Raw genomic sequence first — 16,492 nt, 5'->3', positions numbered from 1 at the left:
CCATGTCAGCCTGTGAGTGGCTAACTAGGGCCGCGATTATACGGGCTTTTGATTGCTCGTCAACAGTTTTTGTTAAGTATTTTCTTGCGCCGTTCTGACCCGACGCTATAAAAACGCTCGAAGCTGGCGAGTGGCGGGCATTTCCGCTAACCTATGCGCCCCCAAAACTGAAGCAGAATTCCTTGATGCGCGTTGACGATTTTGATTTTGAACTGCCGCCGGAGTTGATCGCCCGGCGTCCGCTGGCTGAGCGTTCCTCCAGCCGCTTACTGTGCCTGGATGCGGAGACTGGAGAGATAAACCATCGCGGCTTCAAGGACTTGCTGGGCATGGTTAATCCTGGCGATTTGCTGGTCTTCAACGATACCCGTGTTATTCCTGCTCGTCTGTTCGGTCAAAAACGCAGCGGCGGCAAAGTCGAAGTGATGGTCGAACGAGTCGTATCCATGACGGAAATGCTTGCTCACGTCAGGGCCAGTAAAGCGCCCAAACCCGGCGTCGAGATCCTGATAGAAGAGAATTATGTACTGACGATGGTGGAACGGGAAGGCGACCTGTTTCGTCTGCGGGTAAGCCAGGGAGGAAGCGTCAGTGAATTACTGGAAAGGTGCGGGCATATGCCGTTGCCTCCTTATATAGACCGTGAAGACGACCTGAGTGATCGGGAGCGCTATCAAACTGTATACAGTCGCCAGCCGGGCGCGGTGGCGGCCCCCACCGCAGGTTTGCATTTTGATGAGGCGTTGTTGCTGGCCATGTCGCAAAAAGGCGTCGAGACGGCGTTTGTCACTTTGCACGTTGGCGCAGGCACGTTCCAGCCGGTGCGGGTGGATGTAGTGCAAGATCATCAGATGCACTCTGAATATCTGGAAGTCAGCGCGGATGTGTGCGAACGGGTGCGACAGGTAAAAGCCGCCGGAGGGCGCGTCGTGGCGGTGGGCACCACAGCGGTCAGGGCGCTGGAGACGGCGAGTCGATCCGGCTCTATTGAGCCTTATGCTGGCGACACCAGTATATTTATCTATCCGGGATATGAATTTGTCACCGTCGACGCGTTGGTGACCAACTTTCATTTGCCTAAGTCCACACTATTGATGCTGGTGTCGGCTTTCGCCGGCAGAGAGCATATCCTCGCCGCCTATCAAGAGGCGATTGAGCAACGTTATCGCTTTTTCAGCTATGGCGACGCCATGTTTTTGCACCGTCGCCAGTCCGGCCTTGAAGACGCCGGAGCAAATTAAGAATCACAGTCAGATCTGAGTAGGAGAACAACCTTGTCGCGTACTTGCCACATGCAGTTCGAAATCGACAATGCCGACGGCAAAGCCCGTCGCGGAAGGCTGAAATTTCCGCGCGGCGTGGTGGAGACCCCCGCCTTTATGCCGGTGGGCACATACGGCACCGTGAAAAGTATGACGCCCCGGGACATTAAAGATATCGGCGCGCATATTATTCTCGGCAACACGTTTCACCTGATGCTGCGGCCGGGGACGGAAATCATTCGTCAGCATGGCGACCTGCATGACTTTATGCAGTGGGACGGCCCGATCTTGACGGACTCCGGGGGATTCCAGGTTTTCAGCCTGGGAGATCTGCGTAAAATTACGGAAGAAGGCGTGAAGTTCAAGTCACCCATCGATGGCTCGCCGATCTTCATGGACCCCGAGCGCTCAATGCAGGTTCAGCGTGATCTGGGGTCGGATATTGTAATGATTTTCGACGAGTGTACGCCTTATCCCGCCACTGAAACCGAGGCGGCGGACTCGATGCGTTTGTCCTTGCGTTGGGCCAAAAGAAGCAAATTGGCGCACGGAAATAGCCCTTCTGCGTTGTTTGGTATTGTACAAGGGGGAATGTATCCCCATTTAAGGGAAGAATCGCTGGCGGGGCTGACTGAAATTGGCTTCGACGGCTACGCTATCGGCGGTTTGTCGGTAGGCGAGCCCAAGGATGAAATGATGAAGGTGCTGGATTACCTGCCTCCTGCGATGCCTGAGGACAAGCCCAGGTATCTGATGGGCGTGGGCAAGCCGGAAGACATTGTGGAAGCGGTGCTGCGCGGAGTGGACATGTTCGACTGCGTCATGCCGACCCGGAACGCGCGTAACGCGCATTTGTTTACTTCGTACGGAGTGCTCAAATTGCGTAACAGCCGGTACCGGACTGACACGCGTCCTCTGGATGAAAACTGCGACTGCTACACCTGTCGCAATTTCAGTCGCAGCTACCTGCATCACCTTGACCGTTGCGGCGAGATGTTAGGCGCGCAGTTGAATACTATTCATAATCTGCGCTACTACCAAAACCTGATGTCTGGTTTGCGTCATGCGATTGAACAGAGTAAATTGTGCGACTTCGTCGCCGACTTTTATCATAGGCAGGAGCAAGGTATCCCAGCCTAGTCAAAGTGTTATAAGCATATTTTGGAGTTATTTCTTATGCGTAAGCTACATGTGCTGTTAGGCACGCTTTTCGCCCTGCTGATGCCTGCTATTGCTGCAGCTGAGCCGGCTCCAGGTCCGCAAGGGCCGAGTGCGGTGATGCAGATCCTTTTCCTCGGCGGTTTTGTGCTGATTTTTTACTTTCTGGTATGGCGTCCCCAGAGCAAGCGGGCCAAAGAGCACAGAGAGCTTTTGAGCGGCTTGAACAAGAACGACGAAGTGCTGGTCAACGGTGGCATTGCTGGAAAAATCGTGCGTGTGAAGGACGACTTCCTGGTAGTTGAGATTGCTGACAAAGTGGAAATCAAAGTGCAGAAAATGGCGGTGACCGCAGCGTTGCCCAAAGGCACTTTGAAAGATATCTAAGACGGCCGCGCATGCGCGCCGGGCCTGCGTCAGGCGTTCCATCCTGCGAACGCCTGCATGGCGCGCCTCTCCCCCGGCATAGAGATAAACAATAGGGAGCCTTTTACGGCATGCTCAACAAATACCCACTTTGGAAAAATCTGCTCGTTGTCATAGTGCTGATGATGGGCTTTATTTACGCCTTACCGAATTTATATCCTGATGACTACGCTTTGCAGATAAGCGGATCTCGCGGCTCCATTGAGGTTGACGAGAGCGTGTTGAAAAAAGCCAAAGACGCCCTGGATGAAGCGGGCATTGCATACGGCGAAGCGAAAGTCGGCGAGAAGAACATCATCATCCGCTTTGCGGACAACGACACTCAGTTGGACGCTCAGCCTCACGTCAAGAGCGCTCTCGGCAATGACTATGTTGTGGCGTTGAACCTGGCTCCGACAACGCCCGCATGGTTATCCAATTTGGGCGCCGCCCCGATGAAGCTGGGGTTGGACCTGCGTGGAGGGGTTCACTTCCTTATGGAGGTGGATTTGGCGAAAGCGGTCGCCACGACAATGGAAATTACCCAAGGCGATATTAAGACCAAGTTGAGAGAAGAAGGGTTGCGTTATAAGTCGGTGGATATTCTGACTCCCAGGCAGATTTCCGTAGGCTTCCGGGACGAAGATGACCGTGATAGCGCCTTGTCTCTGGCGCGCCGTGAGTTTGACGACTTTTTGGCGGAAAGCGCTGAAGAGAGCGGCTTGTTTATGGTGAAGCTGACCCTGCTGGAAAGTCGGGCGAAAGAAATCGAAGACTACGCCATTTCCCAGAATTTGAGCACCCTGCGTAACCGGGTCAACGAACTGGGCGTCGCCGAACCTTTGGTTCAGCGTCAAGGGCGGGGACGTATCGTTGTGGAGTTGCCAGGCGTGCAAGACACGGCCGAAGCCAAGCGTATTCTGGGGTCTACCGCTAACCTGGAGTTCCGTCTTGAGGCGCGACCAGACGCTTCGGCAGGATCGATTGAAAAGTTTGAATTCCGTTCCGAGCCCCGTACGGCAAGTCTGGAGCGCGACATTATTATTACTGGCGGCAGCGTCGCCAATGCGCAGCAATCCTTTGATGAGAATGGTCGCCCTGAAGTAAACATCAAGCTGGACTCCCTGGGCGGCAACAAAATGTTCCATGTCACCAAGGATGCTGTGCAGCGCAACATGGGCGTACTCTTTGTTGAGTACAAAGAAGAAGTAGACGCCAAGTCTACGAACGGTCAGCCCAAGAAGCGCCGTTATGTAGAAAAGAAAATCATCAGTCTCGCCACTATCCAGTCGCCGTTAGGAAACAGTTTCCGTATAACGGGGCTTGACTCGGTGTTCGAAGCCAAGGAATTGGCTTTATTGTTGCGTTCCGGCGCATTGGCGGCGCCCATCTATTTTGTCGAGGAGCGTACCGTCGGGCCTAGTCTGGGGCTTGAGAATATCAAAGACGGCGCCACTTCCGTCGCTATTGGTTTTGTGCTGGTCATGCTGTTTATGATCGTGTACTACCGCGTGTTCGGAATTGTCGCCAACATTGCTTTGGCGGCTAACGTCTTTATTCTAATAGCAGTTATGTCCTTAATGTCGGCCACGCTGACTCTGCCGGGTATCGCCGGTATTGTATTGACGGTGGGGATGGCGGTTGACGCCAACGTGTTGATCTACGAGCGGATTCGTGAGGAATTGCGTAATGGTCTGCCGCCTCAGTCGGCGATTCATGCAGGTTACGATCGCGCATTCGTGTCTATTTTTGACGCCAACGTGACGACATTGATTGCGGCGTTGATCCTGTTCGCGATCGGCACTGGCCCGGTTAAAGGTTTCGCAGTGACGCTGTCTATCGGTATTCTGACCTCCATGTTTACCGCCATTACCGTGACTCGCGCGGTAGTCAATATGATATACGGCGGTCGCAATGTCGGGAGTTTGTCCATTGGCGGCGTCAAGCAAGGTTAAGGAGGCATAACTATGTCTGATGAAAAAGTTTATAACTTTATGGGCATAGCGAAGCCTGCGCTGGCTTTGTCTGTGATAATGATCATTATATCCATCGTGTCCATCGCCACTCGCGGCTTGTCCTTCGGGTTGGATTTCACTGGCGGCACGCTGGTGGAGGTGGAGTACGCCAAAGCGCCGCAAATCAATGATGTGCGGCATCAGCTTGAGGCTCACAAGTACGAAAACTTCGTCGTACAGAAGTTTGGTTCTGACACCAGTATTCTGGTGCGTTTGCAGCAGGAGCACAGCGAATCCATCGGTACTGAGGTAGTGGGCGCTTTGTCGGCGAATGGGGAGCAGGTGACTTTGAGCCGTTCTGAGTTCGTTGGTTCACAGGTTGGTGAAGAGTTGCGAGAGCAGGGCGGCTTGGGATTGCTGTTGGCGCTGGGTGTGATCATGCTCTATATCGCCTTCCGCTTTCAGTTTAAGTTTTCTGTTGGCGCGGTGATGGCCTTGGTGCACGATGTCATCATCACAGTGGGGATGTTCTCGCTGTTTCAGTGGGACTTCGATCTGAATGTGCTGGCGGCGGTGTTGGCGGTGATTGGTTACTCATTGAACGATACCATTGTTGTAAGTGACCGCGTGCGTGAAAACTTTCGCCGCCTGCGTGAAGAAACCCCAATTGAAATTATCAATATATCTTTAACGCAAACCTTGTCCCGCACCATTGTTACCGGCTTAACCACTTTGTTGGTGCTGGTGGCGCTATTTCTGTTTGGCGGGCCGGCGCTTAAAGGGTTTTCTACTGCGCTGATCATCGGCATTATTGTTGGGACATACTCGTCTATATATGTTGCGAGTAACCTGCTGTTGATCATGAATATCAGCAAAGAAGATTTGATGATCCCTGTAAAAGAGGGAGAGGGCGCGGAGCTGGATGAGCGTCCCTAAGGTAGTTTTCTTCTTGACGTAGGCTGCATAAGCGGCCAAATAAAAAGCCGGTCGCATGACCGGCTTTTTTGTGAGCTCTAATTGGGGGTTAAGGCTTTGGGGGGGGGGCGACTACTTCAGCAACTCAGCCAGTTTGTGGGCCTTTTGAGAAACGGGCTTGAGCATTTTTGGATTGCAGCAAATAAGGGAACGGCTTCTCTCATTTAAAGGATTTCCGCGGACATCGCTATGCAGGGCTCCGGCTTCCTTGGCGATAAGCAGTCCAGCTGCCGTTTCAAGTGGGCTGATGTTGTTCAATATGGCGACGTCGATTTTTCCTGCGGCCAGGTAGGCCAACTCTTGCGGAATACAATGTGCGCTTCTGACGCCGAAACAGCTCTTGTCCAGCTCTGCATAAGCCTCTAACAGTGTTGCAGGCTCTTCTCTTTTGCCAACGCCTTCCAGAATATTGGTGGATAGCATGGATAACTCCAGCTCTTTAGTGCCGGAAACGCGAATGCGTTTACCGTTCAAAGAGGCCCCGCCGCCTCGGCTTGCCGTGTATTCGTCTCCGGTTATAGGGAAGATGATGATGGCGTGTTCAGTCTGATCGTTTTTTTTGCAAACCAGTGAAAAGCACCAGTCGGACAGGCCGCGTACGAGGCTGGCGGTGTTGTGAACAGGCATGATGTGCCAGCTGACGCCTTTCGGTGCGCCTTTCAAATCGCCTTTTTTGTTGATTTGGTGGGTAGGGTAGGCCCGTTGCAGGGCGCGGGACAGGTTGTCGTAGAAAGCGGCGTCAACGCGTGCAATGACTCTCTTTAGCTTTTCCGGATCGGTAAAAGATAACTCTTCACGCTCAAGAATCATGTTGATTTGCTCATTGGACGAGCGAATTGCGCGCAAGGCAATATTAATCATTGGCTGCATGGTTTGATCACTACTTTGTAAAGAACGGTTTTAAAAAGGGCGCTAATGATAGCAACTCCGTCATGTAAACACACCCAGAAATCTACTTACGGGTTAAATTATAGAAAAGGTCGCGGGACGCGCCAGAAAGCGGGACTATGGCGATGTTTCAGTCTTGGTAGGGGGAGGCATTTGCGTGCAATTCTGCTACCATTGCGCACTTTTAAAAAGGTGTGAGAATGCTGGAAAACGTCCGTATTGTGCTGGTCAACACCTCTCATCCCGGTAATATCGGCGCTACAGCCCGTGTGATGAAAAACATGCGGCTGTCTCGATTGGTTCTGGTGGAGCCGGATCGATTTCCAGATGATGATGCAACAAGTCGCGCATCTGGAGCTTTGGATGTTCTGGGGAGCGCTCAAGTGGTCGCGAGTTTGGAAGAGGCGATAGACGGTTGCGTGTTGGTGGTGGGAACCAGCGCAAGAGGTCGAAGTATCCCCTGGCCTGTAAGAAATCCTCGTGACCTGGCGGATGATGTTTACGATCGCGTGGCGACGACCAGAGGCGATGTGGCGATTGTATTTGGGCGTGAAGAGCGGGGCCTTACCAATGACGAGCTGCAACGCTGTCATTTGCATGTGCATATTCCTTCAAATCCAGACTATTCATCTTTGAATGTTGCGATGGCTGCGCAAGTGATTTGTTATGAGCTTCACATGCGGTGGCTGCTTGAAAACGAAGAGAATCAATCATATATCCAGAGATTGGACGGTCCCGGGGATGCGGGGTGGGATGTTGAGGCGGCGACAGCGGACGAGATTGAGCGCTATCTGGCTCATCTGGAGCAAACGCTGGTCGATATCGAATTCCATGATCCGGAAAATCCCAGACAATTGATGTCGCGGTTGCGGCGGCTATACCAGCGTGCGCGTTTGGATAAGATGGAAATCAACATTCTGCGGGGCATTCTAAGGTCCACGCAGAAAATGGCGGGAACTTGGCAAAAGAAATAATCGGGGCGAATCATGTTAGCACAGTTAAAAGAGGACATAAGAAGTGTCTTTCACCGGGACCCGGCGGCCAGAAACGCCTTTGAGGTGCTGACTTGCTACCCCGGTCTGCATGCGTTGCTGGCGCACCGCGTGAGTCACTGGTTGTGGAAAAAGGGATTGAAGTGGCTGGCGCGCTTTCTTTCCTCTTTGAGTCGCTGGATGACAGGGATCGAAATACATCCGGGCGCGAAAATCGGTCGCCGCTTTTTCATTGATCATGGTATGGGGGTAGTGATCGGAGAGACGGCGGAAATTGGCGACGACGTCACCTTGTACCAGGGAGTAACCCTTGGCGGCACCAGTTGGAATGCAGGCAAACGTCATCCTACGCTGGGAAATGGCGTGGTTGTCGGCGCTGGCGCCAAAATTTTGGGGCCGTTCACGGTGGGGGATAACTCAAAAGTGGGCTCCAATGCTGTGGTGACCAAGGAAGTGCCGGCTAATGCGACAGTGGTGGGCATTCCAGGACGGGTGATTGTCAAGAAAGCGGAGCCGGAAGCAGGTCGCCGTAAAGCCATGGAAGAGAAAATGGGCTTTGACGCATATGGATTGAGCGAGGAGATGCCTGATCCGGTGGCGCGCTCCATTCGCGCGATGCTGGATCATATGCAGGCGGTGGATGATCGTCTGGAGTCTATGTGCAAATGTCTGCACAAGTTGGATGTGGAATATCGCAATGGTGAGCTGCCTCCTCTGAAGAGTGAGGACTTTGAGTGCGTTCGCGAAGATAAGTAGTTAGCTGGTTTAATTCCTAATACTTGATCAGTTTGCAGGGTCATTTCATAATGCCCTAAATTATTTAGGGGTTTGATCATGCGCTTGACCACCAAAGGCCGCTATGCGGTGACCGCCATGCTGGATTTGGCGCTGCACGGTAATAGCGGCCCTGTCAGTCTGGCGGATATCTCGGCGCGTCAGGGCATCTCGCTTTCATATCTTGAGCAATTGTTCGCCAAACTGAGGCGTAGCCGTCTGGTGTCCAGTGTGAGGGGGCCTGGCGGTGGTTATAAGTTGGCGCGCCCGCTCGGTGAGACGGCGGTGGCTGAAATCATTGAGGCGGTTAACGAATCTATTGATGCAACGAGATGTGGGCGAAAAGGGGACTGTCAGGGGGGCGAAATTTGTTTGACCCATCATTTATGGCAGGACCTCAGCGAACGTATTCATGATTATCTCAGTAGTATCAGTCTCGAAGAGCTGGTCGCCAGTCGGGCGGTGCAGGAAATTGCTGAGAGGCAGACTGAAAGAAAACGAGCGGGCGAAGCAGGAATTTCTTTGGTCGATATCGGCTAACCTGATTTCGCTCGTGTCATTGATAAAGCAGGCGCGGGGAGCGCTGAAGTACCTGGATAGGGATAATTGAAATAATGAAGAAACCTATATATCTCGACTACGCCGCCACCACGCCTGTGGATCCGAGGGTCGCTGAGGCGATGAGCCATTGCCTGACGCTGGATGGGGTCTTCGCCAACCCGGCGTCTCGTTCGCATATTTACGGCTGGCGTGCAGAAGAGATGGTGGAAAAAGGGCGTCGCCAAGTGGCGGATCTGATTGGCGCCGACCCTCGAGAGATAGTCTGGACTTCCGGCGCGACAGAAGCGGATAACCTCGCCATCAAAGGCGTGGCGAGTCGCTATGCTGAAAAAGGCCGCCATATTATTACCAGCGCGATAGAGCACAAAGCTGTGCTGGACCCCTGCGCTTACCTGGAAAGACAAGGTTACGAAGTGACTTATCTGAAGCCAGGCAGGGATGGGGTGATCAGCTTACAGTCAGTTAAAGATGCATTGCGCGACGATACAATTCTCGTTTCTCTAATGCATGCCAACAATGAACTGGGTAGCGTTAACGATATTCAGGCGATTGGTGAGCTGTTGCGTGGGCATCAAGCTTTTTTTCATGTGGATGCAGCGCAGTCCGTGGGCAAGTTGGCTGTCGATATGAAGACCATGCCAGTCGACTTGTTGTCTTGTTGTGCGCACAAAATATATGGGCCTAAAGGCATAGGGGCGCTTTACGTTCGAAGGAATCCGTTTGTTGGCGTAGACGCTCAAATTCACGGTGGCGGCCATGAGCGGGGTATGCGCTCCGGTACGCTTCCAACTCACCAGATCGTTGGGATGGGAGCCGCCTTTGAGATAGCTGGTCAGGGTTTGGCAGAGGAATCCGATCGATTGACGGAGCTGCGAGATAGATTGTGGCGCGCGCTCTCTGTATTGCCGGAAATCTACTTGAATGGTTCAGAGGCTAATAGGTTGCCGGGTACGTTGAATATCAGTTTCGGGTATGTCGACGGCGAGTCGTTGCTGATGGCGATGCGAGATCTTGCTGTTTCAACTGGCTCTGCTTGCACATCCGCATCCTTGGAGCCCTCCTATGTGTTAAGGGGAATTGGCGTGCCGGATGAGTTGGCGCTCAGCTCCTTGCGTATTTCTATGGGGCGCTTTACTGAAGAAGAGGATGTCAATGTCGCAGCGGATGTCATTATAACCGCAGTGAATAAGTTGCGTGAGCTGTCTCCCGCATGGAGGGCGAAGTCGGGCGATTGATGTCTCAATGGGCCTAAACAGAGGACATTTTTTATTCTCGTTAACAAAAATTAAATGTGCGCCTGATGCAATCAGAGACTGAAGGCGTCAGGCGCCCGCTGTCGCGAATGCCGCTTGCTCGTTACTTACGTCGCGGGCGTTGTTTTCATGGTGGGAGCGGAGTGTAACTTTCCCTGGAACATGCGTATAATCGCCTGTTCAGAATATAAACCTAAAGTTGTTATAACCCTGATTTTGGAGAGCATATCGATGGCCGTAGAACGTACGCTGTCAATCATCAAGCCTGACGCAGTGGCTAAAAATGTAATCGGCGAAATTTATTCGCGTTTTGAGAAAGCCGGTCTGCGTATTGTGGCTGCAAAAATGCTGCACCTGTCGCAAGAGCAGGCTGAAGGCTTTTATGCTGAACACAAAGAGCGCGGATTCTTCCCCGATCTGGTTGCATTCATGACTTCCGGTCCGGTTGTTGTTCAAGCGCTGGAAGGTGAAAACGCCATCGCTCTGAACCGTCAACTGATGGGCGCGACCAACCCTAAAGAAGCTGAGCCAGGCACTATTCGCGCAGACTTCGCTTCTTCTATTGACGCGAACGCAGTTCACGGATCCGACTCTGCGGCGTCTGCTGAGCGCGAAGTAGCATACTTCTTCAGCGAGAACGAAATCTGCCCACGCAGCTGATATAAATTTATCAGTCGAGGCAATTAATTGAGTGCAGCACTATCGCTGCACTCTTTTTAAGAGGTAAAGCATGTCAGGCTCCAGCGCTAAAATAAACCTATTGGGAATGAATCGCTCCGATCTCGAAACTTTTTTCGAGTCACTGGGAGAGAAAAAATTCCGCGCCACTCAACTAATGAAGTGGATGTACCACCTTGGCGTGTCTGACTTTGACCTCATGACGAATATGAGTAAGGCGTTACGGGAAAAGCTGAAAGAAGTAGCTGAAGTGTCCGTGCCTGAAGTTATATATGAAGATATTTCTGCCGACGGCACCCGCAAGTGGGTTATGCGGCTGGCCGGCGGTAATAGTATTGAAACCGTTTATATCCCGGACAATGGTCGGGGTACATTGTGCGTTTCCTCTCAGATAGGGTGTTCCCTGGACTGTAGTTTCTGCTCAACTGGAAAGCAGGGGTTTAATCGTAACTTGAGTTCCGCCGAGATAATCGGTCAGTTATGGATCGCGGCGAGATCTTTTGGCGATTATGACTTGTCCAAAGAGCGCTATGTTACGAACATTGTCTTTATGGGAATGGGCGAACCTTTATTGAATTTCGACAACGTCGTGCGCGCCTGCGATGTCATGATGGATGATTTTGGCTTCGGCATTTCCAAGCGTCGCTTGACCGTCAGCACTTCCGGGCTTGTTCCAGCTCTTGACAAGCTGGGCGACGTTACCGATGTTTCCCTCGCGATTTCCCTGCATGCGCCGAATAATTCGTTGCGAGATGTTCTGGTTCCGGTCAATAAAAAGTATCCGATAGAAGAGTTGTTGGCGGCTTGTCATCGTTATCTGGGTAAACTTTCCGACAAACGTCGCATTACTGTTGAATACACATTGATTGCCGGCGTAAACGACAGCGAAACACACGCACATGAGTTGCGCGACTTGCTGCGCGACTTACCATGCAAAATTAACCTGATTCCATTTAACCCGTTCCCTAATAGCGGTTATGAGCGTCCCTCCCGAAACGCGACATTAAGGTTCCAGAAAGTGCTGAGCGACGCGGGCTATGTCGCCACCGTTCGAACTACGCGCGGCGATGATATTGACGCAGCTTGTGGTCAATTGGTAGGGCGCGTTGAAGACAGGACGCGGAGAAGTCAGAAGTATATTCCTCTGCAAAACATTAATGTTTCCCCTGACGGCAGAGCTTCCGTTTAAACGAACGGATGAATGGGCGTAGTATTCAGATTCCTGAATAAAGCAAGGCTGTTTATAACATTGAAAATAACGCTGGCATTGGTAGTTAAATTGAGAAAAATGGAAAACCTCAAGCGCACTTTTAAAGCAGCAGTAATGTTAGTCCTAATATCTGGAGCTGTTGCAGGGTGCGTAACTACTGTAACTGGACCCTATACCAAAAAGGCGTCGGAAGAGAAGGCCGCTCAACAATATGTCCAGCTCGGACTGGCTTATTTTCAGCAGGGAGATATGGAAAGCGCTTTACTGAAACTTCAACGAGCACTTGAGATAAAGCCTAATAATGCTGAGGCATTGGCTGCGATGGGATTGGTTTATCAGCGCCAAAAAGAGCCTTTCTTGGCGGAAAAGCAGTTTAAGTCCGCACTTCGATCAGATGCCAGTTTCACTAGGGGGCGTACCTATTATGCGGCTTACCTGTATGAGCAAGGCCGATTTAAGGAAGCTGTGGAGCAGTTTGAAAAAGCCTCTGGCGATGTGAGCTATGAAGGGCGTGCTCAAGTTTTTAGTAATATAGGCTTGATACGCTTAAGGCTGGGAGATATCGACCAATCGATCAAAGCGTATGAAAAGTCGTTAACGCTAAGACATGAGCAGCCCAACGCCGTGTTGGCTTTGTCCTCCTTATACTTTGAAAAACGCGAGTTAGTAAAAGCAGATAAACTATATGGCGCATTCTGGGAGGCAGTGCGCAGAGGCGGGGCTTCGCACTCCCCGGCCAGCTTGGCGTTGGGAATTAAAATCGCCAGGGAGAAGAAGGATTTGAATGAGGAAGCATCTTTGATGTTGTTGCTTAAGAACATGTTTCCCAACTCCGCTGAATATAAAACGATGAAAGGAAGTAGTTGATATGTCGTCCGAGGCCGCATCCAACCCCGCCGCTAATGACCGACCGGGCAGCCGATTGCGTCAGGCCCGGGAGAATTTGGGCTGGAGCATCCCGGAAACAGCCGAACGGCTGCATGTTATTCCTCGTTATGTGAAAGCCATCGAGGATGGCGAGCATGGTCAGTTGCCTGGATTAGTGTTTTTGAAAGGGTATGTCAGGGCATACGCTCGTTTGGTCAATTTGTCTGAAGACAGGGTGATCGAGGATCTGGAGCAAGAGCTGTCTTTGGGAGACGCTGGTTTCACCGAAGAAAGAGCGGCTCCTACGCCCTCCTATGAAGAGAAGCCCAAGAGCGGCGGTGGATTGTGGCTGATACTGCTGGCTTTGGCGGTAGCGGCGGGGCTTATTTACTACTTCCTCTCGGGGCGCGATATAGTCTCAACAGGGAGTACTGGAACGACGATGCAGGAACCGGAAATTCCAAGCGAGGTAGTGGTTGTTCCTGGCGGAAGCAGTGACGCAATTGAGCCGCCTGCTCCAGTTGCTGAAAAAGACTCCTCCGCCGTAGAGTCTGAACCAATGCTGCTGGATGGCTCAACACTCGAAGAAGAGGGTCAAGAGCCGTCCCCCGAAGATTTACTCCAACCAGAAGACACCGGCACTGCTGAGACTTCGGCTAGTGAGCAGCCTCCTCCGGTGACTGAGGACCCTGTTTCGGTAGAGCCGGCTCCTTCATCAGCGTCGGAGCAGCCTGCGCCTCAAGCTGCGATAGGTAAAGTAGCTGTTCGGGCGACATTTGTTGGGGACTGCTGGTTTGATTTGAGAGACAAGAGCAACAACCGCGTTGTGGGCTTATACCGCCAGGGCGATGTGGTTGATTTTCAAGGGGAGTACCCTTTGCGTTTTATTATTGGCGCCGTGGACGCTGTGAAACTAGAGGTGAATGGCAAGCCTCTGGATTTCGGGCAGTACCGAGTGCGCAATAACCGTGTTGAAATGACCTTGGAACGTTGAGGTTCTGTTTATATGCATTTTGAGTCACCGATAAAAAGGCGACGTTCGCGCCAGATTATGGTCGGCGCTGTGCCGGTTGGTGGAGATGCGCCTATCGCAGTTCAGTCTATGACTAACACTGAGACCTGCGATGTTGATGCGACCGTAGCGCAGATTGAGACGCTACAGCAAGCCGGGGCGGATATTGTTCGAGTGTCAGTCCCAACTATGGACGCCGCGGAGGCTTTTGCAGCCATCAAGCAAAGAGTCACATTGCCTTTGGTGGCGGATATTCATTTTGACTACAAAATAGCGCTGAGGGTTGCGGAGGTTGGTGTGGATTGTCTCCGTATCAATCCGGGCAATATTGGCCGGGAAGACCGTGTGCAAGCGGTCATCAGCGCCGCTAAAGACAAAGGAATCCCCATTCGGATTGGGGTTAACGCAGGGTCGTTGGAGAAAGACTTACAGAAAAAATATGGCGAGCCTACTCCGGAAGCCCTGGTGGAGTCTGCGATGCGCCATATCGATATTCTTGATCGCCACGACTTTCAGAACTTTAAGGTGAGTTTAAAGGCGTCTGATGTTTTCATGACCGTGGCCGCTTATCGCCAGATTGCAGACCAGATTGAGCAACCGCTCCATCTAGGCATTACTGAGGCGGGCGGATTCCGTTCCGGCGCAGTCAAATCAGCCATTGGTCTGGGAATGCTTCTGATGGATGGTATTGGCGATACGATTCGTGTGTCATTGGCGGCGGATCCAGTGGAAGAAATTCGGGTGGGCTACGATATTCTCAAGAGCCTTAAGCTGCGCTCCAAGGGAATTAACTTCATTGCTTGCCCCAGTTGCTCCAGACAGAACTTTGACGTGATCAAGACTATGAATGAGCTTGAACGCCGGCTGGAGGACATCAACACGCCGTTGGACGTTGCAGTCATCGGTTGTGTAGTGAATGGGCCAGGGGAAGCGAAAGAGGCTGATGTAGGTTTGACTGGAGGCTCTCCTTCCAACCTGATTTATGTGGGCGGCAAGCCGGACCATAAGCTGAATAATGATGAGCTGGTTGAGCGTTTTGAGTCGCTGATCCGCAGCAAAGCGGCGGCCAAGCAAGAAGAGCTGGACGCGCTGATCGCAAAAGGGTAAATATCACGCCCTTGATGTTGCAACTGAAGGGTGGGCCTTCAGTCAGTAGAACGAATTTGAACATTGTCGGGGCGTTAATATCCGACAATCAGGAACTACTTTAGTTAGAGGTAATATTTTGGCGCGTATTCAGGCTATTCGGGGCATGAACGATGTGCTGCCGGAACAAACGCCTATCTGGCGTTATCTGGAAGACACGGCGCGTTGCCTGTTTGAGCAATATGGCATTGAAGAAATCAGAATGCCGATTGTGGAGCAGACAGATTTATTTAAACGCTCCATAGGTGAAGTGACGGATATCGTCGAAAAAGAGATGTACACCTTTGAGGACCGCAATGGCGACAGCCTGACCTTGCGGCCAGAGGGAACTGCAGGGTGCGTACGCGCTGGAGAAGAGCACGGGTTATTGTTCAACCAGACTCGCCGCCTTTGGTATAGCGGCCCCATGTTCCGTCATGAAAGGCCTCAAAAAGGCCGTTATCGTCAGTTTCATCAAATCGGTGTGGAATGTTTCGGCTTTAATGGACCAGATATTGACGCCGAACTGATCATTATGACCGCGCGCCTATGGAAGAAGTTGGGGCTTTCTGACCATGTCCAACTGCACATCAACTCTATCGGCAGCGCTGAGGCGCGGGCGGAATATCGGCGTGCGTTGGTCAACTACTTGGGTCAGTATGAGGACCAACTGGACGAGGACAGCCGGCGCAGGCTTTCTACAAATCCATTGCGGATACTGGATAGTAAAGACGCCAAGACTCAGGAAATTCTTCAGGGCGCTCCACTGTTCAATGACTTTTTGGATGCCGAGTCCGCACAGCACTTTGCCGGACTTCGCGCATTTCTCGATAAGGCAGGCTTGAGCTATACCGTCAATCCGAAACTGGTTCGTGGATTGGATTATTACGGCAAGACTGTTTTTGAGTGGATTACTGACTCTCTCGGCGCGCAAGGCACTGTTTGCGCCGGCGGTCGTTATGATGGTCTGGTTGCGCAGCTGGGCGGCAAAGGTACGCCGGGAGTTGGGTTCGCGATGGGCGTGGAGCGTCTGGTGCTGATGTTGGAAACGCTTAACCTTACCCCCGCCAGTCTGCAGGACCGCGCAGATTTCTTCATCGCAGCGCTAGGTGAAGGTGCGGAAGCTTATGCTTTTGAAGTGGCGGAACAATTGAGGGATCTGCAGCAGAATGTCCGTGTCGTGATGAATTGCGGCGGCGGTAGCTTTAAAGCTCAGATGAAAAAGGCGGATAAAAGCTCGGCGGCGTTTGCGCTTCTGTTGGGAGAGAGCGAAGTCAGCCAGCGGGAAGTGACGATTAAACCTCTACGCACCGATCAGGCGCAAAAAACGCTGGCGCTGGAAGAGTTTATCCAGCGCGCGCCGCAAATGATTTAATA

At 52.1% G+C, this 16,492-nt stretch carries 16 protein-coding genes; 15 read left to right on the top strand and 1 reads right to left on the bottom strand.

Annotated elements, in window-relative coordinates:
• Positions 1–185 precede the first annotated feature (185 nt).
• From queA to secF, 5 genes are all read left to right on the top strand, one after another.
• On the top strand, positions 186–1,241 hold the full coding sequence (gene queA / locus HCH_RS19980) for a tRNA preQ1(34) S-adenosylmethionine ribosyltransferase-isomerase QueA (RefSeq protein ID WP_011398241.1): 1,056 nt from the start codon (positions 186–188) through the stop codon (positions 1,239–1,241).
• Positions 1,242–1,292: 51 nt separating this feature from the next.
• The gene (gene tgt / locus HCH_RS19975) at positions 1,293–2,402 is read left to right on the top strand and encodes a tRNA guanosine(34) transglycosylase Tgt (RefSeq protein ID WP_041598821.1); all 1,110 of its coding nucleotides are present in this window, start codon (positions 1,293–1,295) and stop codon (positions 2,400–2,402) included.
• A 36-nt stretch (positions 2,403–2,438) separates the two neighbouring features.
• Positions 2,439–2,807 (top strand): preprotein translocase subunit YajC, encoded by a 369-nt coding sequence (yajC, locus tag HCH_RS19970; protein WP_011398239.1) that lies wholly within the window; start codon positions 2,439–2,441, stop codon positions 2,805–2,807.
• A gap of 110 nt (positions 2,808–2,917) precedes the next feature.
• Positions 2,918–4,780 (top strand): protein translocase subunit SecD, encoded by a 1,863-nt coding sequence (gene secD / locus HCH_RS19965; protein WP_011398238.1) that lies wholly within the window; start codon positions 2,918–2,920, stop codon positions 4,778–4,780.
• Positions 4,781–4,792: 12 nt separating this feature from the next.
• Positions 4,793–5,716: a protein translocase subunit SecF gene (secF, locus tag HCH_RS19960; protein ID WP_011398237.1), complete on the top strand. Its 924-nt coding sequence runs from the start codon at positions 4,793–4,795 to the stop codon at positions 5,714–5,716.
• A 111-nt stretch (positions 5,717–5,827) separates the two neighbouring features.
• On the opposite strand, the gene HCH_RS19955 is transcribed toward secF, so the two are convergent.
• Positions 5,828–6,625, bottom strand: coding sequence for an inositol monophosphatase family protein (locus tag HCH_RS19955; RefSeq protein ID WP_011398236.1), 798 nt, complete (start codon positions 6,623–6,625; stop codon positions 5,828–5,830).
• A 218-nt stretch (positions 6,626–6,843) separates the two neighbouring features.
• Between HCH_RS19955 and trmJ the strand changes: the two genes are divergently transcribed.
• The 10 genes from trmJ (at position 6,844) to hisS (ending at position 16,490) form a co-directional block, all read left to right on the top strand.
• Positions 6,844–7,617 carry a tRNA (cytosine(32)/uridine(32)-2'-O)-methyltransferase TrmJ gene (gene trmJ, locus HCH_RS19950; RefSeq protein ID WP_011398235.1) on the top strand — a complete coding sequence of 258 codons (774 nt, stop codon included), beginning with the start codon at positions 6,844–6,846 and terminating at the stop codon, positions 7,615–7,617.
• A 12-nt stretch (positions 7,618–7,629) separates the two neighbouring features.
• Entirely contained in the window at positions 7,630–8,391 is a 762-nt protein-coding gene (cysE, locus tag HCH_RS19945) for a serine O-acetyltransferase (RefSeq protein WP_011398234.1), read from the top strand.
• Positions 8,392–8,469: 78 nt separating this feature from the next.
• Complete coding sequence (iscR, locus tag HCH_RS19940; RefSeq protein WP_011398233.1) at positions 8,470–8,949, top strand: Fe-S cluster assembly transcriptional regulator IscR; 480 nt, start codon at positions 8,470–8,472, stop codon at positions 8,947–8,949.
• 74 nt (positions 8,950–9,023) lie between these two features.
• Positions 9,024–10,205 carry an IscS subfamily cysteine desulfurase gene (locus tag HCH_RS19935; protein ID WP_011398232.1) on the top strand — a complete coding sequence of 394 codons (1,182 nt, stop codon included), beginning with the start codon at positions 9,024–9,026 and terminating at the stop codon, positions 10,203–10,205.
• Between the two features lie 249 nt (positions 10,206–10,454).
• Entirely contained in the window at positions 10,455–10,883 is a 429-nt protein-coding gene (gene ndk / locus HCH_RS19930) for a nucleoside-diphosphate kinase (protein ID WP_011398231.1), read from the top strand.
• A gap of 70 nt (positions 10,884–10,953) precedes the next feature.
• A complete protein-coding gene (gene rlmN, locus HCH_RS19925) occupies positions 10,954–12,090 on the top strand; it encodes a 23S rRNA (adenine(2503)-C(2))-methyltransferase RlmN (protein ID WP_011398230.1) in 1,137 nt (378 codons plus the stop codon).
• A 12-nt stretch (positions 12,091–12,102) separates the two neighbouring features.
• Positions 12,103–12,978 carry a type IV pilus biogenesis/stability protein PilW gene (pilW, locus tag HCH_RS19920; protein WP_049781024.1) on the top strand — a complete coding sequence of 292 codons (876 nt, stop codon included), beginning with the start codon at positions 12,103–12,105 and terminating at the stop codon, positions 12,976–12,978.
• Between the two features lies 1 nt (position 12,979).
• Positions 12,980–13,972 (top strand): RodZ domain-containing protein, encoded by a 993-nt coding sequence (locus tag HCH_RS19915; protein WP_011398228.1) that lies wholly within the window; start codon positions 12,980–12,982, stop codon positions 13,970–13,972.
• 12 nt (positions 13,973–13,984) lie between these two features.
• Positions 13,985–15,097 (top strand): flavodoxin-dependent (E)-4-hydroxy-3-methylbut-2-enyl-diphosphate synthase, encoded by a 1,113-nt coding sequence (gene ispG, locus HCH_RS19910; protein WP_011398227.1) that lies wholly within the window; start codon positions 13,985–13,987, stop codon positions 15,095–15,097.
• A 115-nt stretch (positions 15,098–15,212) separates the two neighbouring features.
• Positions 15,213–16,490: a histidine--tRNA ligase gene (hisS, locus tag HCH_RS19905; RefSeq protein ID WP_202945371.1), complete on the top strand. Its 1,278-nt coding sequence runs from the start codon at positions 15,213–15,215 to the stop codon at positions 16,488–16,490.
• Positions 16,491–16,492: the final 2 nt, after the last annotated feature.

This window comes from Hahella chejuensis KCTC 2396, assembly GCF_000012985.1.
GTDB lineage: Bacteria > Pseudomonadota > Gammaproteobacteria > Pseudomonadales > Oleiphilaceae > Hahella > Hahella chejuensis.
The sequence above is the reverse complement of the archived record's forward strand: the minus strand, read 5'-3'. Positions and strand labels throughout refer to the sequence as shown.

Coding starts and splice junctions, on each gene's coding strand:
- queA (WP_011398241.1), top strand. CDS start 186: ATGCGCGTTGACGATTTTGATTTTGAACTGCCGCCGGAGTTGATCGCC.
- tgt (WP_041598821.1), top strand. CDS start 1,293: ATGCAGTTCGAAATCGACAATGCCGACGGCAAAGCCCGTCGCGGAAGG.
- yajC (WP_011398239.1), top strand. CDS start 2,439: ATGCGTAAGCTACATGTGCTGTTAGGCACGCTTTTCGCCCTGCTGATG.
- secD (WP_011398238.1), top strand. CDS start 2,918: ATGCTCAACAAATACCCACTTTGGAAAAATCTGCTCGTTGTCATAGTG.
- secF (WP_011398237.1), top strand. CDS start 4,793: ATGTCTGATGAAAAAGTTTATAACTTTATGGGCATAGCGAAGCCTGCG.
- HCH_RS19955 (WP_011398236.1), bottom strand. CDS start 6,625: ATGCAGCCAATGATTAATATTGCCTTGCGCGCAATTCGCTCGTCCAAT.
- trmJ (WP_011398235.1), top strand. CDS start 6,844: ATGCTGGAAAACGTCCGTATTGTGCTGGTCAACACCTCTCATCCCGGT.
- cysE (WP_011398234.1), top strand. CDS start 7,630: ATGTTAGCACAGTTAAAAGAGGACATAAGAAGTGTCTTTCACCGGGAC.
- iscR (WP_011398233.1), top strand. CDS start 8,470: ATGCGCTTGACCACCAAAGGCCGCTATGCGGTGACCGCCATGCTGGAT.
- HCH_RS19935 (WP_011398232.1), top strand. CDS start 9,024: ATGAAGAAACCTATATATCTCGACTACGCCGCCACCACGCCTGTGGAT.
- ndk (WP_011398231.1), top strand. CDS start 10,455: ATGGCCGTAGAACGTACGCTGTCAATCATCAAGCCTGACGCAGTGGCT.
- rlmN (WP_011398230.1), top strand. CDS start 10,954: ATGTCAGGCTCCAGCGCTAAAATAAACCTATTGGGAATGAATCGCTCC.
- pilW (WP_049781024.1), top strand. CDS start 12,103: ATGGGCGTAGTATTCAGATTCCTGAATAAAGCAAGGCTGTTTATAACA.
- HCH_RS19915 (WP_011398228.1), top strand. CDS start 12,980: ATGTCGTCCGAGGCCGCATCCAACCCCGCCGCTAATGACCGACCGGGC.
- ispG (WP_011398227.1), top strand. CDS start 13,985: ATGCATTTTGAGTCACCGATAAAAAGGCGACGTTCGCGCCAGATTATG.